This is a genomic window from uncultured Lawsonella sp. (assembly GCF_947252745.1).
GTDB lineage: Bacteria > Actinomycetota > Actinomycetes > Mycobacteriales > Mycobacteriaceae > Lawsonella.
Map to the genome: position 1 here is coordinate 373,978 of NZ_CAMXWW010000002.1, position 17,729 is coordinate 391,706.

The following is a 17,729-nucleotide window of genomic DNA, read 5'->3' on the forward strand; positions in this document are numbered from 1 at the left end:
TCAAACATCCAAATTCCCTCCAGCCTTCATATATGAACATTTCTGCATGCCAATACTTCAGAAATTGGCAGACAACAGGAATGTCTTCCGAAGGACAAATACACCGAGTGGGTGGCAGTAGCCGCAACCACCGTCACCCACTCGGAGCACGATCACTATGGAATTACCGGATGGACTAACCGGGAGTACCCCCCCCCACTACTACTCCGGCTTAGCCTCGTGAGATTCATCACCCTCACGCTTCTCGGCCGTACCCGGCTGCGCAAACGGGGCAGTCTCATGCGGAGTCGGAGCCGGACGGCCCTGTCCATACTGCGACTGAGGACCCTGCAGACCCGCTGCCTCCGCACCACTCGGACGGCCATAGGGGGCACCCATAGGGCCACCCGCCACCGGCGGCATCGGCTGACTATACGGGGCGCCGAACGGAGCACCTCCAGGCTGGCCAGGTTGACCAGGCTGACCGAACGGGGCACCCGGGCCAGGCTGACCATAAGGAGCGCCATAGGGAGCAGCAGAACCAGGCTGGCCATAGGGGGCACCATAAGGAGCACCGGATCCGGGCTGGCCATAGGGAGCACCGTACGGAGACTGCCGCTGCCGACGGGCAGCCCGCTTCGCCTTCATAGCACCCATAGCGGACTTCATCTCGGAGAAATCAACAGACTCGCCACGCCAGTACACAGCCAGCGGACCCACCCACTCCAAGGCAAGCACCACAAACATAAAGACCGCGGTAACGGAGTAGAAGGCCGGCACCACATACACTGCCGCCACAATGGAGATGACGGCCATCATGAGCAGCAGAAGAGAGCTGAGGACGCGGTCCACCGGCGTACCGCGGCGCAGATAAGCGGTAGAGTAGATAGCGAACGGGAGGAGCAGCGCCAGCAGCACCACGAAGGTAATGAACTTGCCGTTAACGTCCATGCCCTGCTGGAGAGCATCAGACTCCTGGGCCGCTAGCGGACCCAACTGGGCAAGCAGCACCCCGAAGACAAAGAGGGCGACAATATGCCCGAAGCGGAAGGTCTCCAGCGCGATGTTCAGCTGGTGACGGAGTGCTGGACGCTTAGGTGCGTCCAGCGGTGCGCCCGGGAAGAAAGAATCCTGCGGGGGGGTCATGTAGTCAACTCCTTCGATAGGCCGCCAACGAACTGACGGCACTCTACCCCTCTATCATTCCAAGAAAGCCAGCGATGAGCACCCCATAACTCACAATAATCTCAAAACGCCCTCACCCACGTGGTCGGCCACACCAGGCCACCCACGTGGGTGAGGAACACTATCAAGAAAAGCAGGTTAACGCGGGCAGCGGGTTACCGTGGCTCGATAACCTCAAGGCCCACGTAAGGACGCAGCGCCTCCGGCACCACAATGGACCCATCCTCCTGCTGATGATTCTCCATAATGGCCACCAGCCAGCGCGTCGTTGCCAAGGTGCCATTGAGGGTAGCGGCAATCTGCGGCTTACCGTTCTCGTCGCGGTAGCGCACATTCAGGCGGCGCGCCTGGAACGTCGTGCAGTTGGAGGTGGACGTCAACTCGCGGTAGCAGTTCTGGCTCGGCACCCAGCCTTCGCAGTCGAACTTGCGGGCCGCAGACATACCCAGGTCGCCACCGGCAATATCAATAACCCGGTAGGGAACCTCCACCAAGCCCAGCATCTCCCGCTCCCAGCCCAGCAGCCGCTGGTGTTCTTCGCGGGCGTCTTCCGGCCTGCAGTAGATGAACATCTCCACCTTATTGAACTGGTGGACGCGGATAATACCGCGGGTGTCCTTACCGTAGGAGCCTGCCTCGCGGCGGAAGCAGCTGGAGTAGCCGGAATAGCGGATAGGGCCGTTAGACAGGTCGATAATCTCATCCTTGTGGTAGCCGGCCAGCGCCACCTCACTGGTGCCCACCAGGTACAGGTCATCCGTCCCCAGGTGGTAGATCTCGTCATCGTGCTGCACGTTAAAGCCCGTGCCCTGCATGATCTCCGGAAGCACCAGCACAGGCGGAATCATCATGGTGAAGCCATGCTCCACCGCCTTCTTCACCGCCAACTGTGTGAGCGCCATCTCCAGCAGCGCACCCGCACCCTTCAAAAAGTAGAAGCGAGAACCGGACACCTTCACGCCACGCTGCATGTCCAGGATGTCGCACATCTCGGCCAGCTCCAGGTGGTCGCGGACCGGGAAGGAAAACTCGGGCACCGTGCCCACTTCCTCCAGCACCACAAAGTCATCCTCGCCACCAGCCGGGGCGCCATCCTCCACCATATTGGGGAGCAGACGCTGCAACTCCTCCACCTTGGCTTCGGCGTCGCGCTGTGCCGCCTCCGCTTCTTTCACCTTGGCGGCCAGCTCCTTTGCCTCCGCCAGCAGGGCGGGACGGTCCTCCTTGGACGCGGCACCGATCTTCTTGCCGAAGGTCTTTTGCTCGTTGCGGAGGGCGTCCGCGGACTGGATAGCGGCACGCCGGGACTCGTCAGCGACCAACAGATCATCCACCAGCGCAGGGTTCTCCCCACGGGTGCGCTGCGAGGTGCGGACGGCATCAGGGTTTTCACGCAAGAATTTAAGATCGATCACGCTCCTCATACTAGTACGTTTCCGCGCTTATCCCAGCTTGCTGGCGTGGACCCGTCACCCCACCCACCTGGTAGAAAAGCACCCAACAACTACCCCCAGGCGCGAAAAGCGTGCACAATGGGGGTAATGGCACGCTCACAGAAGAACGGCCCCCGCGCCGACAAGCACAAGAACCGGCAGCACGCCCGCAGCCCCAAGAAGCTGCAGTCCGACGCCGGAGCTACCGGCACGTCCACCCCCCAGCAAGGTGACGATACCGCCCCGCAGGGTGACGGCACCGCCCGGCAGGGTGACAGCACCGCCGCCCCCGCCCGCTGGAGCCGCCGCCGCTGGCTCATCACCGTCGCCGCCGTGGTAGTAGGGGCCATCCTCGTCGCCCTCCTCATCAACCTCACTGTGGACAAAACCACCAGCCACCCCAACGAACTATCCGTGGCGGGAGCTATCCAAGCGGGTCCAGAATTCGCGCATGCCAGCATGGGCTCCTGCCTCAACTGGAACGACAAAAACCCCGGCGACCAGATCAGCTCCCTAGAAGAAGTCCCCTGCGAGGACAACCACCGCTTTGAGGTGGCCGGCATCATCGACCTCACCATGTACCCCTCCCAACGGTTCGGAGAAAACGCCGATCCGCTCAGCGCCGAACAGGTCGAAAGCCTGCGCCTCGGCGTGTGCCGACCCCTCGTCGACTCCTACCTGCCGCAAGGCCTCGACCCCGCCGGCCGGTTCCGCGTCGGCCTGCTCCACCCCGACGTAGGTGCCTGGAAACGCGGCGACCGCACCCTGGTCTGCGGCATTGAAGCCACCAACACGGCCAGCCCCGAATTCTCCGGCAAGGTGGGTAAACAGGACCAGTCCGTCAGCTGGGCGAACGGCACCTGCGTCTATGTGAACCCAGAACACCGCCACGACGTCCAGGACGTGGACTGCCGCAACCCGCACATGATGGAAGTTGTGGGCACCGTGGACCTTTCCGCCAAGTTCGGCGACCGCATGCCCAGCAAGAAGGCGCAGAACGCCTACGCGGAGCGGCAGTGCGTGGCGATGGCCACCAGCTACATGGGTGGCCCCGAACAACTGCGCGCTACGACACTGACGGTGTTGTGGTCTCGCGTGTCCTTGGCCGGCTGGAATGCTGGGTCCCGCAAGGTGACGTGTTCCTTGGCAAAAGCGGGAAAGAACGGGTTTGCCTCCCTGGAAGGCTCCGCGAAAGGCCCCTTCACTATTGACGGGAAGAAGCCGCGGAAGCCTCGTAAGCTGCCGCCGCGCGGTAACCAGCAGCTTCCCGACATGCACAATGATCCGCTGCTGAAGGATTCCGTCCCCGGCCTGTAATCCGCCTGTTCCAGCGGGCAATATCGGCCACTAGCGGGAGGTTCCAACCCCTAGCGGGCGTTATCGAAGGTGGGGTTGACGCCTGGCGTATTGTTCGCCTTCCCCAAGGCCGCGGACTGGAGTGGATCGTGATAGTCCGGGTCGTCGTACTCCTCCGGCACGGTGCACACGAAGGGCGGTTCATCGTCACCCCAGCGCAGCACCTGCCACCCCCACTGCAGCATCTCGTCCCAGGATGGGGCGGCACCGTCACCGCCCCCACTGGTGGACGTAGTCGCAGTGCGGCATTCCGGCACCAGCTCAACCGTCTGAGTGTTGGTGAGGAAGTTCCAGTAGGCGTAACGCTTATCCACCTCCGGTGCCAGCATGGTAGTGAAGATGCGGATGACGGCTCCGTGGCTCACCAGCAGCACGTGCTTCGGGCTCGCGCCGGGCACCGCCATGTCTGCCGCGGCGGTAGGAGCCTCGGCCACAGCGGTGGTGTCTGCCTGGGTGGCGCGGATCTGCGGGAGCGCAAACTCACAGTAAAGACCCAACGCCGTCGGAGCATAGCGGGCCACAATCTGGCGGGTAGACTCCCCCAACGGGCCCGGCGTAGCAGTGTCCACCTCCCCCTGTAGCCAGCTGTAGTAGGTGCGCAGCCACTGCTTCATAATGTCCGGGTTGTCCTTGATGGTGGCGTTCTCCCAGTCCCCCACCTGCGTCTCAACAATGCCCGGTACAATCCGCAGCTCCGGAAACTCCTCATCCGCTAGGTCCGGGTTGGCCTCACGCATACCCTGGAGAATCAGCCGCCCTGTTTGGCGGGCCCGCAGCGCCTCCGAGGTGGCCACCACGGCCAGGCTGCGGGGGTCGGTAGCACGCCCCCACTCCACTGCCTGCTGCATACCCGCTGGGGTGAGGGAGGTGCCGGGGAGGTCCGTATCGAGAACGCCCTGGACATTAGCTTCGGTTTGACCGTGGCGGAGCAACACTAGATGCGGGATCATGAACTCTCCTTGCTTCGGGACGATTGTGGGGGCGATACGTGGGGCAGGCGCGCGACCGCTAGACGCTGTCGCCGCGGCGTAGCTGCTCCACCCACTCCAGGGAAGGCTGAAAATCGGGGGGTACCGAGCCGCTATCCCGGTAGGCGGGCCACGAGCCCAGGTAGCGCACCCATTCGGCACGCCGGTAGAGGCCCTGTAAGGTTTCCGCCACGGCAGCATCGTCGATGTGGCCGACGCAATCGATATAGAAGTTGTAGGTGCCGAACTTTTCGCGGGTGGGGCGGGACTCAATGCGGGACAAGTCCACGCCGCGCAGCCCAAACTCGTTCATGGCATTGACCAGTGTGCCTGGCTCGTTGGGGAGGCGGAACACCACAGAGGTGCGGTCGGCGCCGGTGCGCGGGGTAGGGGCGGCGGGCTTCCCCACCAGGATGAACCGGGTGTAGGCGCCCTGCACGTCGGCGACGCCTGCGGCCAGGCTAGCGAGGCCCAGGATTTCCCCAGCGCGGGCGGGGGCGAATGCGGCGTCAAGGCGGCCCAGGGCGACATCTTCGGCAGCGGCGGCGGTGGAGTTGGTGATGACTATGTCCACGCCGGGGAGGTGCTGTTCGACCCACTGGCGTACCTGGGCGAGGGCCACTGGGTGGGACCCAATGGTGTGGATGTCGCCGAGCTCCATCCCCTCTCTTACCAGTAGGGAAAACACCACGGGTACTTCTGTTTCCGCGAAGATCTGGAGTCGGTCTCCGCGGGCTAGGCTATCCAGGGTGGTGGTGACGGGTCCGTCAACAAAGTTTTCGGTGGGCACCAGGGCAAAGTCGACGCTGCCGTCCTGCACCATCTGCAGTGCTTCCTGCGGGGTAGCTGCCGGGATTGTCTGCTCCACCTGCTGCAGGGCGCGTATTGGCTTATCGTCAATAATTTGCCGGAGGGCTGCCTCGCTGAATGTACCGACAGGGCCGAGGAATGAAATGCTGGTCACGTTCCCAGCTTACCTACTCTTCAGATGGAGCTTCCGCAGTTCTCCCCACAGACCAGGATGAACTCGCCGCGCTCTGCATGCCAGCACACTAAGCCGATGACGGACTCGCGGATGGTCTGCATCTGTTTCGCCTCACTCGCTCGGGAGTCCAGGTTCATAGCACCCGACACCAGTGCGCACGCCAGCGGATACTTCGGGTTGTAGGTGGAGATCATGCGGCTCATGTCCTTGGGGTTCTTCACCATCGCACAGTGCAGATGCACGCCCCCGTTAACGAAGTAGGGCAGGCCTGAGCCCTTCGCCAGATGGTCGCTCATCATCACGGTTTGGGCGGGGAAGTGGTTGGCCAGGTAGTCGAAGAGTTCCCCGCGGGTGGGAATGAGGAGAGCGATGGGGAGGGCAGATTCCGCCATCTCGTCGACGTCGAGCCAGGTGCATCCTTCTCCGAAGGAGGTGCGGAGGTTCTTGTCGAGGGTGGCACGGGCAACCTGGATGATGCGTGTGTCGCCCACCACGACACCGCCCATTTCGGCGGCCTCGGCCACTGCTTGCGTCACCGTACGCTCCGCCAGATTTGTGACGGTGGTCACATCTTTGGTGCCATCTGCTGTCAACTCCGACCCTGCCGCCCCCGGCGACGCCGCACCACCGTCACCCCCCACACCAGCAGTCTGCCGTGCCGCCTGCACCTTCCGACGATGCGACAACACCCCATACACAAACAGCAAAAGCCCTGCAACAACAAGGAAAATGCCATACAACACGTTACGAATCGTGGTGCCATCCACCGAATGACCCCCAAACGGCAACAACCCCGGAACGGCGAGCATCGCCACACCGGCACCGAAAAGCACCACTCCCACAATGGACAAGAGAACGGTACGAACACTCACTTTGGCAGCATTAGCTGGATGATCGTTATGTGTGGGCACGTGAAAAACTCTACCGTTCGCTAATCTATAAGGCATGGATGCCACTCCCAAGGGTCGGTCTTCCCGCCGATCTCGCCGGGGTAAGAAAAAAGCCTCGGAGAACACGTACGCCGCACCGCAGCAACCCGAATATTGGGACGCCGCTGCCGGGCAGTGGGTGAACCATGCCCCGAAGCCCCAAAAAACCCACCCCAGCGGCCCTGCCCAACGCCACGCCCGGCGCATTAACCCCACCAAAGCTGCCGACGCCCAGCCCTACCAAGGCCCACGCCCCGACGCCGACTGGCGGCCCTCCACCGTGGACGACTCCATCGGCGCCGCCTACCGCAGCAACTTCCACGTCACCCCCAGCACCCCCGCCGGCGGCCCCTACCCGCCCGGCAGCCCCTACGTCGCTGGCGGCTACCCAGCCTACGGACCCGTTCCCCCCTACGACCCCGACGACACTGCCGAAACGGAGAAAACCGGCATCCGCACCACTCTCCGGAAAATCGGGAAAACCCTCAAGTGGATCCTCATCGTCACGGTAATCCTCGCCCTCATCAGTGCAATCGCCGGAGCCATCACCTTCAGCACGAACGTCACCCGCATCGACGCACTAAGCGAACACATGATCGGCCGCACCAGTGGAACCAACTGGCTGCTGGTCGGCTCCGACTCCCGCGCCGGCATGTCTGCCAGCAAGCAGAAGAAGCTCGAAACCGGAGGCGACCTGGGCTCGCAGCGCACCGACACCATCATGCTGATGCACATCCCTTACGGTGGTGGGCAGCGCGTCCTGGTGTCCATCCCGCGCGACTCCTACGTCAACATCCCCGGCTACGGCATGGGCAAGATCAACTCCTCCTTCGCCCTCGGCGGTCCGCAGCTGCTGGTGAAAACCATTGAGCAGGCCGCAGGCGTGCACATCAACCACTACATGGAGATCGGCTTGGGTGGCTTCGCCGACATGACCGACGCCATTGACGGTGTGAAGATCTGCCCCAAGTACCCCATCAATGACCCGTTCGCCGGCCTCTACATTAAGACCGGCTGCCAGATTGCTGACGGCAAGGTGGCGCTGGGTTACGTTCGGAGCCGCCAAACCCCGCGCGGCGACCTGGACCGTGTTGCCCACCAGCGGGAGTTCCTGGAGAGCTTCGTGAAGAAGGCCACCAGCCCGGCCACGATGCTCAACCCCTTCGACTTCTACCCGCTGATGAAGGCGGCCGGCGGTTCCCTCACCATCGACAAGAAGACCTACGTCATCAACCTGGCGTGGCTGCTGTTCAACCTGTCCCGCAGCCACATCATGACCACCATCCCCATTGGTGACATGGTGACGAACGAGGCCGGCGCCGTGGTGCTGTGGAACGACGAAACCACCCAATTCTGGGGCCACATCGCCCAAGGCACCGACATTCCCGACTATCTGCTGAGCAACTAGCGAAGCAGATAAATCCAACACAGCTTGTTGAGCAACTAGCGAAGCAGATAGATCTCGCACGGCCTGTTGAGCGACTAGTTGGGCTTCTCTTGTGAGTCGAGTGTTTTAAGGTCGAGCAGCGTGTAGGCGGTTGGTGTTAGCCGGAATCGGAGTGGCCTTTTTGAGGTTTCTTGGATGAGTTCGCGATCAACTAGTTGGCGTGTCACTTTCCGCACGTATTGTTTCGATTTCTCCAAGGTTTGAGCGATTGAGTCGAGGGTGACCTCGCCGCCTACGGCAAAAATGGCGGCTTGGGCGATGACAAACAGGATGGCATAGTCTTTCTGGCTCAGTGATGAGAGGGGGGAGTGGGGGTCGTCCATCACTTTTTGGATGCGGGTGTTGAGCTGTTTTGCGCGTTTGTGGCACGCATAAAGGTCCTCGCAGAGTCGCCCTTCTGCTTCGAGAATGATGCCAAGCATTTCGGTGACGAACGTTGTGATGTCGGCTTTGTTGTGCGGGTTCTCCGCGTTGTGGAAGGCCCGGTAGTAGCGGGTTTTGTTGTCGGCGATTGTTGCACAGAGGGATAACCAGGCGACGGGGGATAGGCATTGTGCTAGGTCCAGTTCCAGGAGGTAGCGACCCGTTCGGCCATTGCCGTCGTAGAAGGGGTGGACGTACTCGAAGATGAAATGGGCAGCTACTGCGCGGATGAGTGAGGGTATGTCGTCATCCTTGGATTGGCGCAACACTTCAGTCAGTCCATCATTGATCCTGGGCTCTGAGTCCACCCCCTGGTGGATCGTTTTGATACCGTCCGTGATAACAACGGTTCCGGCACGGAAAAGTCGTCCATCTGGCACATTCTCGTTTCGTATTTCACCGTTGGTGACTTCGTCATAGATGGTGCGAATATCCTCTAGTGAATCGGGGATATCTACTGATCCCCTTCCTAGTGCGATGTAGAGCCGTGCCATCTCCCGGAATCGTTGGTGAGATGCCGTTTTATCGCCTGCTACTGCATCAAGGACGTCAGCAATTTCTTGGCGTGTTGAATACACAGCTTCGATCTCATTGGTGGCGTGTATTTCTTCGATGATCATTGAGCGCAGATAGTGCTCGCGCAGGCCTTGGGGAAGGTCGTCCCATAGCCTCCGGGCACGACTATCGCGCCTCATGATGCGCTCAATAAGTACTGTTACTTCGGGCGTGACCAGGCAAAACATTGGTGACTCGCCGATGGTGAAATCCCAGTGGATGGCCGAGGGGGAGGTGCGCCGCGCATCCTCCTCCTGGTCGGCTTTGGTGCGATCGTACTGGTGAAAAATAGCTTTAAGTTCTTTATAGGCCATGACAGATAATTTGAGGCTCATAGTGCTGCGCTGTTACTTATATTTTTACAATATAGAGCATTTTGGCGAGCAGAGAATGATGCCTTAATTATACAAACACCGGTCTATATCATTAAGAGATTCGCACAGCACTGTTCTCCTGATCTGCAGAAGCCAGAGAAAAGATAGACAGGAGACAGAGAGAATACAGACAAAAGACAAACAAAAGACGCAGAAAGCCAGCAGAGTGTGAGAGTGAAACTCTTCACCACTCATGCTGGCTTTCTCACAGATGGGCCCTAGCAGATGCTACCGAGCAGATGGTGCGCCTAGCGGATGGTGACCTGGCGGGAGTTAAGAAGGTTGCGGGAGTTGCGTTCTGCAGCTGTGAGGGGGCTGGTGGCTGCGAGGGCCTTCTCCATGTTCTCGCCGAGGGTGTCGAGGGCGGCTTGCCAGTGGTCGGCGGGCTGGGTGCGGTCGACGTCGAAGACGGGGACGAGCAGCCCGTAGGCGCGGAACATGCCGGCGTAGCGGGACCCTTCACCCAGAGTCAGCTGGTGGGCGGCATGCAGGCGGGCGAGGGCGGTGAACATGTCGTCTTCGCTTTCGGGGCGAACCCAGCGCACGTGGCCCTTTTCGCGAGTGTCAACCCACCAGGCGGCGCCGGTGGTGGTGTCGAGGCGGCGGGAGATCATCATGGCGTCGTTGGCGGCGCGGATGCTCTGGGCGGTTTGCGGGTCGAGGGTGCTGGTGTCGGGGACCCACCAGTTGAAGTCGTCGTAGACCTCGATCTGCGGGTGGAGGTCGGCGGGCAGGTAGGTGTCGAGGCTCGGGGTGGAGTCGGTGCCGTTGGCGGTGCGGAGGACGTCGCCGGGTTTGGCCTGGAGAACCCACTGGATGGCGGCGGCGATGTCGCTGGCCGGGTGGTTGGAGGGTTGGGCGGATTGGACGCCTACCATGCGGAGGCCGCCGAATTGTTCTTCGAGGCGGTGGGCGGCGACGGCGCCGGGGAGGATGGTGCAGATGCGGACGGTTTCTCCGTCGATGGTGATGTCGAAGGCGGCTGAAGCGACGAACTCCCGCATGGCGATGAGGTCGCACTCTATTCCGGTGGTGTGGAAGGGGCACGGATCGACGGTGAGGGCTGCGCGTTCGGCGGCGCGGGCGGCGAGTTTGGCCTGGCGGCGGCTCATTCCGGCGGGCAGGTCGGCGGTGTTCTTGTTCTTCTTAGCCATGTTCCTTAACTTACTGGGTGGTGGCGGGGGTTGTCATGGTGTGGGGTGGCATTTGGGCGGTGGTTGATGGTGGGAAAGTGTGCGGGAAAGTGTAACGATTCGTTTCTTCCTCCCCATGAGAAGAATGGGTAGGATTCGTGTAGTAGTTTTTGCCTGCCCGTGTGAGAAAGGGAGCACTATCTGTGAGTGAGCAGCCTCAGGTTACTCGACGGCATATTCTTTTGGGTGGCGTTGCAGTAGCAGCAATGGCGTTGGCCCCCAGTGTGTTTGACGATGCTCCCACCGCTTACGCCATGTCGTCACATCGCCGTAAGTACCACTACTCTATTAATCCTGCCTCGAATGCCCACCGCTATGGTTGGTTGGAGACTCCCCTCTTCACCAGCTCTTCGCTGCCGGTGGCTATTCTCATTCATGGTGGCGCTTGGGAGTCGGAGGGTGGACCCGCTTCGATGCGGTTCCTCTCTGAGTTCCTCTGCCAGCATGGTGTGGCCTGTTGGAATATTGAGTATCGGGCGTTGGGGACGGGCGGCGGCTGGCCGACCACGTATGCGGATGTGTGCGATGCCATCGACCATCTGATTGCGTTGAAGCTTTCTGTTGCCCCCAAGCTGGACCTCGACCGGGTGTATCTTGTAGGCCATTCGGCTGGTGCTCAATTGGCTGCGTTGGCGATGGGCCAGGCTTCCCGCCAAATTGATGTGATGGGTCTCCTTATGAATACGCCGCTGATGCGTCTGACGAAGGAGTCGATGCAGTTGGCGGATTTACGCGGCGACGTGTCCCTGAAGGGCGGGGAAACGGAAGCTGTGCAGCATGAGCTGGTGGGGACCGGTAATTCTGCCGGCCGAGCCACTGTTGCCCCGAAGGGTCCGCGAATTCCGATCCGCGGTTTCGTGTCCCTGAATGGGGTGCTGGATGTGGTGGATTCGGCGAACCGTTCCAAGTTCTCCAACATTCGGGTGTTCCTGGGGGGCACGCCGGCGGAGGTGCCTGGTAACTATGCGGCCGCGAACCCGATCCGGCATATGCCTGCCGAAAAGAAGATGCTGCTGGTGCAAGGGACGCGCGACTATGTGATTCCGCACGGCCAGGTGAAGCGCTATGGGTTGGCTGCTAGCCGCCGCGGCAATACCGTCACCTATCTGACGTTGCAGGGGGCGAAGCACAATGATGTGCTGTTGCCGTCGCGTAACCCGGCGGCATACCAGGCGGTGACGAAGGCGCTCGCCCAGTTCATAGGTGCGACGAGTTCCTCGACAACGTCGCGGAGTCTGTTCGACTAGCTCTTCCAGTCGTGGAGTGGGGGAAGTAGGGACTGGTTCTTCCGCTGCACTTCATCCATGGTGGAAAGTAGGCTGCTGAGGGCCTGCACCGTCTCCACCATATGCTTTCCTTGGTCCAGCATGACGCACTCTGCTCGCTGCGCCCATGCGGCATCTGTCACTTCGGCGCGGGTCGGCTGGCCCCAGTTGGTGAGTGTGTCCAGAATGTCGGAACCGATGATGACGGGGATTTGTGCCGCCTCGCACAGGTTCACCACATAGCTGGGCGCCTCCACCATCTGCATGATGCCGAGCTCTGCGGCCATATCGCCGCGGGCGACCATCACGCCTACCTGCTCATGCTTCATGAGTTCCAGCAGAATCTCGGGCAGATTCTGCATGGCTTCGAGGGTTTCCAGCTTCAGCACAATGCCCAGCGGGCGGCCGGAGTGCTCCTCCACCCGCCGCACCATCGCCAGCGCATCCTGCACATCTTGTACGGTGCGCACGAAGCTCACTTCCACGATGCTGGCGAAGTCGGCGGTGGCCAGCAGCACCTGCTCGTCTTCTTCTGTCACGGCGGGCAGATTCAGTTGCGTGCCGGGGAGGTTGATGCCGCAGTTCTCATAGATGGTTTGGCCGCCATCCTTCGCCTGGGTGATGCGCAGCAGCGCCTCCCCTGGCCCCAGCTTCTCGACTGTCGAGTAGAGTGCACCGTCGTTGAACAGTACCGGGTCCCCCACTTTGAGGGCCTCAAAGATGCTGGGTTCGGTGCACCCAATTTGGGCTACTTCCCCATCCCGCGGCGGGTCCACCGGGGTGAGGTCGGCGGTGAGCAGCAGCTCGTCGCCCCGCTCCAGGTGCACGCCGCGGCGCAGCGGGGGGATGCCCCGCACGCGCGTGCGTTCGAAGTTGGCTTCCAGCATGGCGTGGTTACGGATCCAGGTGGAGCGGTCGCCCTGCAGGAGGGCACCGTCGTCGTGTTTCTCCATCACCAGGAAGCTGCGTTGCACGCCACGGTTATCGGCGGTGCGCACTTTTATCCCCAGCTCAAGGTTCTCGAACCACTCGTTTTCCACCATCATGCGCAGCGGGCGGGTACCCTCCATCTCCGGTGGCTCCGGCAGGTTCCCCTCCAGAGATTCGGGGACTAGCCAGAGGCGGGACGGGTAGCGCATTTCGCCGTCGTCGTAGCGCACCACTGTAGAGGAACCCACGCGGGGGCCATCCGCCACCGGGCCGGTGAGGATCTTGGGGCCCGGCAGGTCTACCGCAATGGGGATGGTGCGGTGGAGGTGCAAGGCGGTTTCGCGGATGTGGCCGGCCATCTTCTTCCACACCGTGGCGTTGTCGTACACCAGGTTAATGCGGGCAATTTCGGCGCCGGCGCCCAGCAGGTTGTCCATCACTGTGGGATCGTCGGCGGCCTTGCGGGGGACGGATACCATGATGCGGGTGGAGCGGGGTTCGCAGGGCACTCCCATCATCTCGTCGGAGTTGACGGAGAGGCGCTTTTCGGCTGCTTTGAGGGCCTCTTTTACTGAGGCCATCTGCTCCAGTGTGGCATCTTGGGACTCGTCACCAATGAGAGCGGAGACCAGGGTGCGGGCGGCGGTAATTTTGGCGCGCACATCGAGTTCGGGGAATTGGAGGGAGGGAGCGCCGAGGGCGGTGAGCTCATGTTGGAGGTCGCGCCGGTCGGCGGAGCGGAGTGCCAGATAGGCCACCAGGTTTTCGGCCCCACTGCGGTAGCTGCTGTGGACGGCGGTGATGGCGTCCTGGCGTTGCGCAACAGCCTCATCAATGTCGGCGGTGAGGGCGTCGAGGGCGGAGCGAATATCGTTCAAACGAGCTGACATGGGCCGGATCTTCCTGATGACGAGTGTCCCTAAACTTCGAGGTGCACACTGCCACCCCTCGCATACGCCAGCGCGTGAACAGTGCACGAGCCTCACGCCCTAATGTAGTTGGGGCAGTGCGGCCGTGTTGCCAAAAGTGGCGCCGTTCTCTAAAAGTTCAACCGGCGGAAAAGTTCAGGACCGTCTGAATAAGCCGTTCTGAACATTTATCTCATAGAATTAGTGCAGCAGAAAACCCGAAAAAGCCCCACCAAAGGAATACCACGCGGCATTTCACAACTTCTCTGGTTGCCATCGTTGCGGCTGCCACTTGAGGTCTCTGCGGCACCAGCGCAGCACCCACGCAGCACCAATGAGAACGCCTAGAAGGTGTGGGGCGAGTGGGCCCCACGTCCAAGGCTGATGTCCAAGGCCCACGTCCCGTCTGCCGGAATCTTCCGAATCCCCTGCTGGGCATCCACACCCGGCGGGGTATTCTTAATGCTGAAAATGCCGCTAGCTCGCGCCCCCGGCTGGTTTCCCACCCCAAGGAGCAGGATGGCCTCCCTCGACCCCGCCGACAAAGCCCTCATCATCAAGCGTTTGAAACGCGCCCAAGGACAGATGGGCGGCATCATCCGCATGCTGGAAGATGAACGAGCCTGCCGGGATGTCGTCACCCAGCTGGCCGCAGTCTCGAAAGCCATCGACCGGGCCGGCTTCGCCCTCATCGCCAGCGGCCTGAAAGCCTGCGCCAGTGCAGAGTCCGCCGCCGCAGCCACCAGTTCAGACGGTGGAGGATCTAGTGCTAACTCCGATACTCACTCCAGTGCCGGCTCCGGTGCCGGCTCCGGTACTGGCGGCACCCCCACCCAACAGCCCTGCCTTACCGTCGCCGAGCTCGAAAAACTGTTCCTCTCCCTCGCCTAATTCCTTCCGCACCCACCCCATTACCCCGCAGGACCCCAACCATGAGCGACTCCAGCATCAACCGCCTCAGCATGGCCAAATCCGAAGGCAAACGACTCCGCAAAACCGTCGACCGCTCAGACCACGCCAAACTGGAACTCCCCAAAGACCGCGACGTCCTCGGACTCATCCACCAACGCAACGAAGGACGCATCCCCGAACTCATTCCCGTTCGCATGCAACGCATGAGCGCCAGCCCCTTCGCCTTCTTCCGCGGCAGCGCCGACCTCATGGCCTACGACCTCACCGCCAGCCCCAACATCGGCCTCAACATGGTCATCTGTGGCGACGCCCACCTAGCCAACTTCGGTCTCTTCGCCAGCCCCGAACGCCGCGTCCTCTTCGACCTCAACGACTTTGACGAATCCAGCATCGGCCCCTGGGAGTGGGACATCAAACGCCTTGCCGCCTCCGCCGTCCTCGCCGCCCGGGAAGGCGACGTCCATGCCGACGACGACGAAGCCCGCGACATCGTCATCAACCTCGTCAACAACTACCAGGATGCCATCGCCGAACTCGCCGAAAAGACCATCCTCGACCGCTTCTACTCCGACATCGACGCCCAATGGGTCTCCGAACACGCCGGCAACCGCGACTCCGACTTCATCGGCAAATCCATCGACAAAGCCCGCAGCCGCACCAGCCTGCAAGCCGTCCGCAAAATCGCCACCTTCACCGATAAACGCGGCCTCCACTTCCAAAGCGACCCACCCATCCTGGTGCCCGTTACTGACGAAGAAGAAGTCGACAACATGATCGCCTCCTTCGACACCTACGTCCGCAACCTCCCACCCGCCACCAACCTGCTCCTCAAACAATTCCGACTGGTGGACGTAGCACGCCGTGTTGTAGGCGTCGGCTCAGTAGGCACCCACTCTCTTGTGCTGCTCCTCTCCGGCCCCGCCAACGAGCCGCTCGTCTTGCAGGTCAAAGAAGCCCTCCCCAGTGTGCTCACCACCCATGGCGGACTACCGGATGCATTCGCGGAACTAGCCGTCGGCAACTCCTCCGGAGTGCTCCCCGAAGGCGCCATCAAAAACGTCCGCGCAGGCAACGGCTACCGCGTGGTCGCCTGCCAACAAATTCTGCAAGCCCACTCCGACCCACTACTCGGCTGGACCCGCGGCAAAGACGGACGCGGCTACTACTGGCGCCAATTCCGCGACATGAAAGGGTCCATCGAAATCGACCGGCTGGACGTCAAAGGCCTCAAAAACTATTGCGCCCTCTGCGCCCGGCTGCTAGCCCGTGCCCACTCCCAGTCCCCCAACAACGCACTAGTAGACGGCTACATCGGCAGCAATAGCGACTTTGCGGAAGCAATCGCCGACTGGGCCATCGCCTACGCCAACCAAACGAACGAAGACTTTCAGCTTTTCCTCAGTGCCATCGACAACGGCGAGTTCGAAGTAGCCGACGAAGACCTCGACAGCCCCGACAGTGACGCCGCCGGCCCCGAACCGGACGTCACCAAATCCGCCTTCGACCGCGCGCTAGGGCTTTAGTACTTGGTTCTCCAAGCGGGCAACTTGGGTGTGGTCTCACGACAGATCGAGTTTGCCACCATACCGATCCTCGCTAGGCAGCTGTGCCATAACTTTCTTCACCACTGGGTGGTTGTTGTTAATACCGCAGTCCTCACCCGTGCTGTCATCATTCTTGTGGGGGACGGCACTGGAGGAAGCAGAGACAGTGGAGGAGGTACTGTCATCCCCTGCAACTAGGTAGTTGAGCGGCGCATGTGGCACAAAAATGAGCGCTAGAACAACGACAACTACCCCCGCTGATACAGCAATAGCGATTTTTGACGTGCGGGAGAGATGCGCGGTGGTGGGTTCCACCATGTCATGGGCATCAGTCATGGTGCCAATCCTAGTAGTAGAAACCACATTGTCGATGAGGTGTATGTGTCTAATGCATGGAGTGACAGTGATTTTAAGGTGACGGATCCTACCCTCCCCACAAAAAGCTCCCATCACGCTAGCGCCAAACTGCTGCTATTTTTCGCAAAAGCTGTTGGAATAGAAGTGCCAGCACTTGTGTTGAATCTCATAGATGCACAAACGAACACGTCAATAACACGAGAGGTTATCCCATGGCACAGAAGTACGTTCTGCCCGAACTTGACTACGACTACAGCGCCCTGGAGCCGTTCATCGCCGGCGAAATCATGGAGCTCCACCACGATAAGCACCACGCTGGATACGTTTCCGGCGCCAACGCCGCCCTCGAGGCTCTTGAGGAAGCCCGCAAGGCCGGCAACGCGGAGGACAAGATCGCCACGATCTCCAAGAACCTCGCCTTCAACCTCGGTGGACACATCAACCACTCCCTCTTCTGGAAGAACCTGGCCCCCAAGCAGGACGGCCGCCCCGAAGGCGAGCTGGCCGCCGCTATCGATGAGGGCTTCGGCTCCTTCGAGCAGTTCCAGAAGGAATTCAACGCAGCCGCCACCAGCATCCAGGGCTCCGGCTGGGCCGTCCTCGCCTGGGATATGCTCTCCCAGCGCCTGGTGATCCAGCAGGTCACCAACGGCCACCAGGACAACCACGCCCTCACCCTCATCCCGCTGCTCCTCCTCGACATGTGGGAGCACGCCTTCTACCTCCAGTACAAGAACGTCAAGGGCGACTACGTCAAGGCCTTCTGGAACGTTGTGAACTGGGAAGAAGTGCAGAAGCGTTTCGCTGACGCCAGCAAGCACTAGGCCGGCCGACTAGCACAAGAGACACTGCCGCGGCTTGCCCCGCAATCCCGGCTAACGCTCTCCCCCCCCCTAACGGTTTTCGCGTCACCCCATCTGGGCGAACCCATTCCGGGCCCCTAGATGGGGTGACGTGTCTCTACAGGCGACGTGTCCTTACAACTG

At 61.2% G+C, this 17,729-nt stretch carries 14 protein-coding genes and 1 pseudogene; 6 read left to right on the forward strand and 9 right to left on the reverse strand.

The genetic code is table 11. The annotated features are described in order from the left end of the window. Window positions 1-201: 201 nt before the first annotated feature. A complete protein-coding gene (locus Q0X28_RS03720; RefSeq protein ID WP_298576624.1) occupies window positions 202-1,125 on the reverse strand; it encodes a hypothetical protein in 924 nt (307 codons plus the stop codon). A gap of 194 nt (window positions 1,126-1,319) precedes the next feature. Then, window positions 1,320-2,579 carry a serine--tRNA ligase gene (gene serS, locus Q0X28_RS03725; protein WP_298576626.1) on the reverse strand — a complete coding sequence of 420 codons (1,260 nt, stop codon included), beginning with the start codon at window positions 2,577-2,579 and terminating at the stop codon, window positions 1,320-1,322. A 126-nt stretch (window positions 2,580-2,705) separates the two neighbouring features. Here serS and Q0X28_RS03730 point away from each other — a divergent pair, with 126 nt between their 5' ends. Continuing rightward, entirely contained in the window at window positions 2,706-3,914 is a 1,209-nt protein-coding gene (locus Q0X28_RS03730; RefSeq protein WP_298576628.1) for a septum formation family protein, read from the forward strand. 50 nt (window positions 3,915-3,964) lie between these two features. Here the strand turns inward: Q0X28_RS03730 and Q0X28_RS03735 are convergent, their stop codons facing one another. The 3 genes from Q0X28_RS03735 to Q0X28_RS03745 are packed head-to-tail and all read right to left on the reverse strand — an operon-like array spanning window position 3,965 to window position 6,817. Then, entirely contained in the window at window positions 3,965-4,903 is a 939-nt protein-coding gene (locus Q0X28_RS03735; protein WP_298576630.1) for a histidine phosphatase family protein, read from the reverse strand. Window positions 4,904-4,961: 58 nt separating this feature from the next. After that, a complete protein-coding gene (pheA, locus tag Q0X28_RS03740) occupies window positions 4,962-5,885 on the reverse strand; it encodes a prephenate dehydratase (protein WP_298576632.1) in 924 nt (307 codons plus the stop codon). A 20-nt stretch (window positions 5,886-5,905) separates the two neighbouring features. Further along, the gene (locus Q0X28_RS03745) at window positions 5,906-6,817 is read right to left on the reverse strand and encodes a hypothetical protein (protein ID WP_296239382.1); all 912 of its coding nucleotides are present in this window, start codon (window positions 6,815-6,817) and stop codon (window positions 5,906-5,908) included. 34 nt (window positions 6,818-6,851) lie between these two features. Between Q0X28_RS03745 and Q0X28_RS03750 the strand changes: the two genes are divergently transcribed. Beyond that, the gene (locus tag Q0X28_RS03750) at window positions 6,852-8,243 is read left to right on the forward strand and encodes an LCP family protein (protein WP_298576635.1); all 1,392 of its coding nucleotides are present in this window, start codon (window positions 6,852-6,854) and stop codon (window positions 8,241-8,243) included. Between the two features lie 74 nt (window positions 8,244-8,317). Here the strand turns inward: Q0X28_RS03750 and Q0X28_RS03755 are convergent, their stop codons facing one another. Next, window positions 8,318-9,595: a Fic family protein gene (locus Q0X28_RS03755; protein ID WP_298576637.1), complete on the reverse strand. Its 1,278-nt coding sequence runs from the start codon at window positions 9,593-9,595 to the stop codon at window positions 8,318-8,320. Window positions 9,596-9,882: 287 nt separating this feature from the next. Beyond that, entirely contained in the window at window positions 9,883-10,788 is a 906-nt protein-coding gene (locus tag Q0X28_RS03760) for a DUF5926 family protein (protein ID WP_298576639.1), read from the reverse strand. A gap of 182 nt (window positions 10,789-10,970) precedes the next feature. Here Q0X28_RS03760 and Q0X28_RS03765 point away from each other — a divergent pair, with 182 nt between their 5' ends. After that, window positions 10,971-12,074, forward strand: a complete 1,104-nt coding sequence (locus Q0X28_RS03765) for a S9 family peptidase (protein WP_296239379.1) — start codon at window positions 10,971-10,973, stop codon at window positions 12,072-12,074. Here the strand turns inward: Q0X28_RS03765 and Q0X28_RS03770 are convergent. Next, window positions 12,071-13,912, reverse strand: coding sequence for a pyruvate kinase (locus Q0X28_RS03770; protein ID WP_298576642.1), 1,842 nt, complete (start codon window positions 13,910-13,912; stop codon window positions 12,071-12,073). The two genes, Q0X28_RS03765 and Q0X28_RS03770, sit on opposite strands and share 4 nt — an antisense overlap. A gap of 537 nt (window positions 13,913-14,449) precedes the next feature. Between Q0X28_RS03770 and Q0X28_RS03775 the strand changes: the two are divergent. Further along, window positions 14,450-14,650: pseudogene (locus Q0X28_RS03775) on the forward strand (metal-sensitive transcriptional regulator); the annotation flags it as partial. A gap of 212 nt (window positions 14,651-14,862) precedes the next feature. Then, a complete protein-coding gene (locus Q0X28_RS03780; protein ID WP_296239377.1) occupies window positions 14,863-16,365 on the forward strand; it encodes a DUF2252 domain-containing protein in 1,503 nt (500 codons plus the stop codon). Window positions 16,366-16,401: 36 nt separating this feature from the next. On the opposite strand, the gene Q0X28_RS03785 is transcribed toward Q0X28_RS03780, so the two are convergent. Further along, entirely contained in the window at window positions 16,402-16,722 is a 321-nt protein-coding gene (locus Q0X28_RS03785; RefSeq protein WP_298576644.1) for a hypothetical protein, read from the reverse strand. Window positions 16,723-16,955: 233 nt separating this feature from the next. Between Q0X28_RS03785 and Q0X28_RS03790 the strand changes: the two genes are divergently transcribed. Next, entirely contained in the window at window positions 16,956-17,567 is a 612-nt protein-coding gene (locus Q0X28_RS03790) for a superoxide dismutase (RefSeq protein ID WP_296239375.1), read from the forward strand. Window positions 17,568-17,729: the final 162 nt, after the last annotated feature.

Excerpts from the sequence above, each read along its gene's own strand:
- Q0X28_RS03720 (WP_298576624.1), bottom strand. The coding sequence starts at position 1,125 with ATGACCCCCCCGCAGGATTCTTTCTTCCCGGGCGCACCGCTGGACGCA.
- Q0X28_RS03730 (WP_298576628.1), top strand. The coding sequence starts at position 2,706 with ATGGCACGCTCACAGAAGAACGGCCCCCGCGCCGACAAGCACAAGAAC.
- Q0X28_RS03735 (WP_298576630.1), bottom strand. The coding sequence starts at position 4,903 with ATGATCCCGCATCTAGTGTTGCTCCGCCACGGTCAAACCGAAGCTAAT.
- Q0X28_RS03750 (WP_298576635.1), top strand. The coding sequence starts at position 6,852 with ATGGATGCCACTCCCAAGGGTCGGTCTTCCCGCCGATCTCGCCGGGGT.
- Q0X28_RS03755 (WP_298576637.1), bottom strand. The coding sequence starts at position 9,595 with ATGAGCCTCAAATTATCTGTCATGGCCTATAAAGAACTTAAAGCTATT.
- Q0X28_RS03760 (WP_298576639.1), bottom strand. The coding sequence starts at position 10,788 with ATGGCTAAGAAGAACAAGAACACCGCCGACCTGCCCGCCGGAATGAGC.
- Q0X28_RS03770 (WP_298576642.1), bottom strand. The coding sequence starts at position 13,912 with ATGTCAGCTCGTTTGAACGATATTCGCTCCGCCCTCGACGCCCTCACC.
- Q0X28_RS03780 (WP_296239377.1), top strand. The coding sequence starts at position 14,863 with ATGAGCGACTCCAGCATCAACCGCCTCAGCATGGCCAAATCCGAAGGC.
- Q0X28_RS03785 (WP_298576644.1), bottom strand. The coding sequence starts at position 16,722 with ATGACTGATGCCCATGACATGGTGGAACCCACCACCGCGCATCTCTCC.
- Q0X28_RS03790 (WP_296239375.1), top strand. The coding sequence starts at position 16,956 with ATGGCACAGAAGTACGTTCTGCCCGAACTTGACTACGACTACAGCGCC.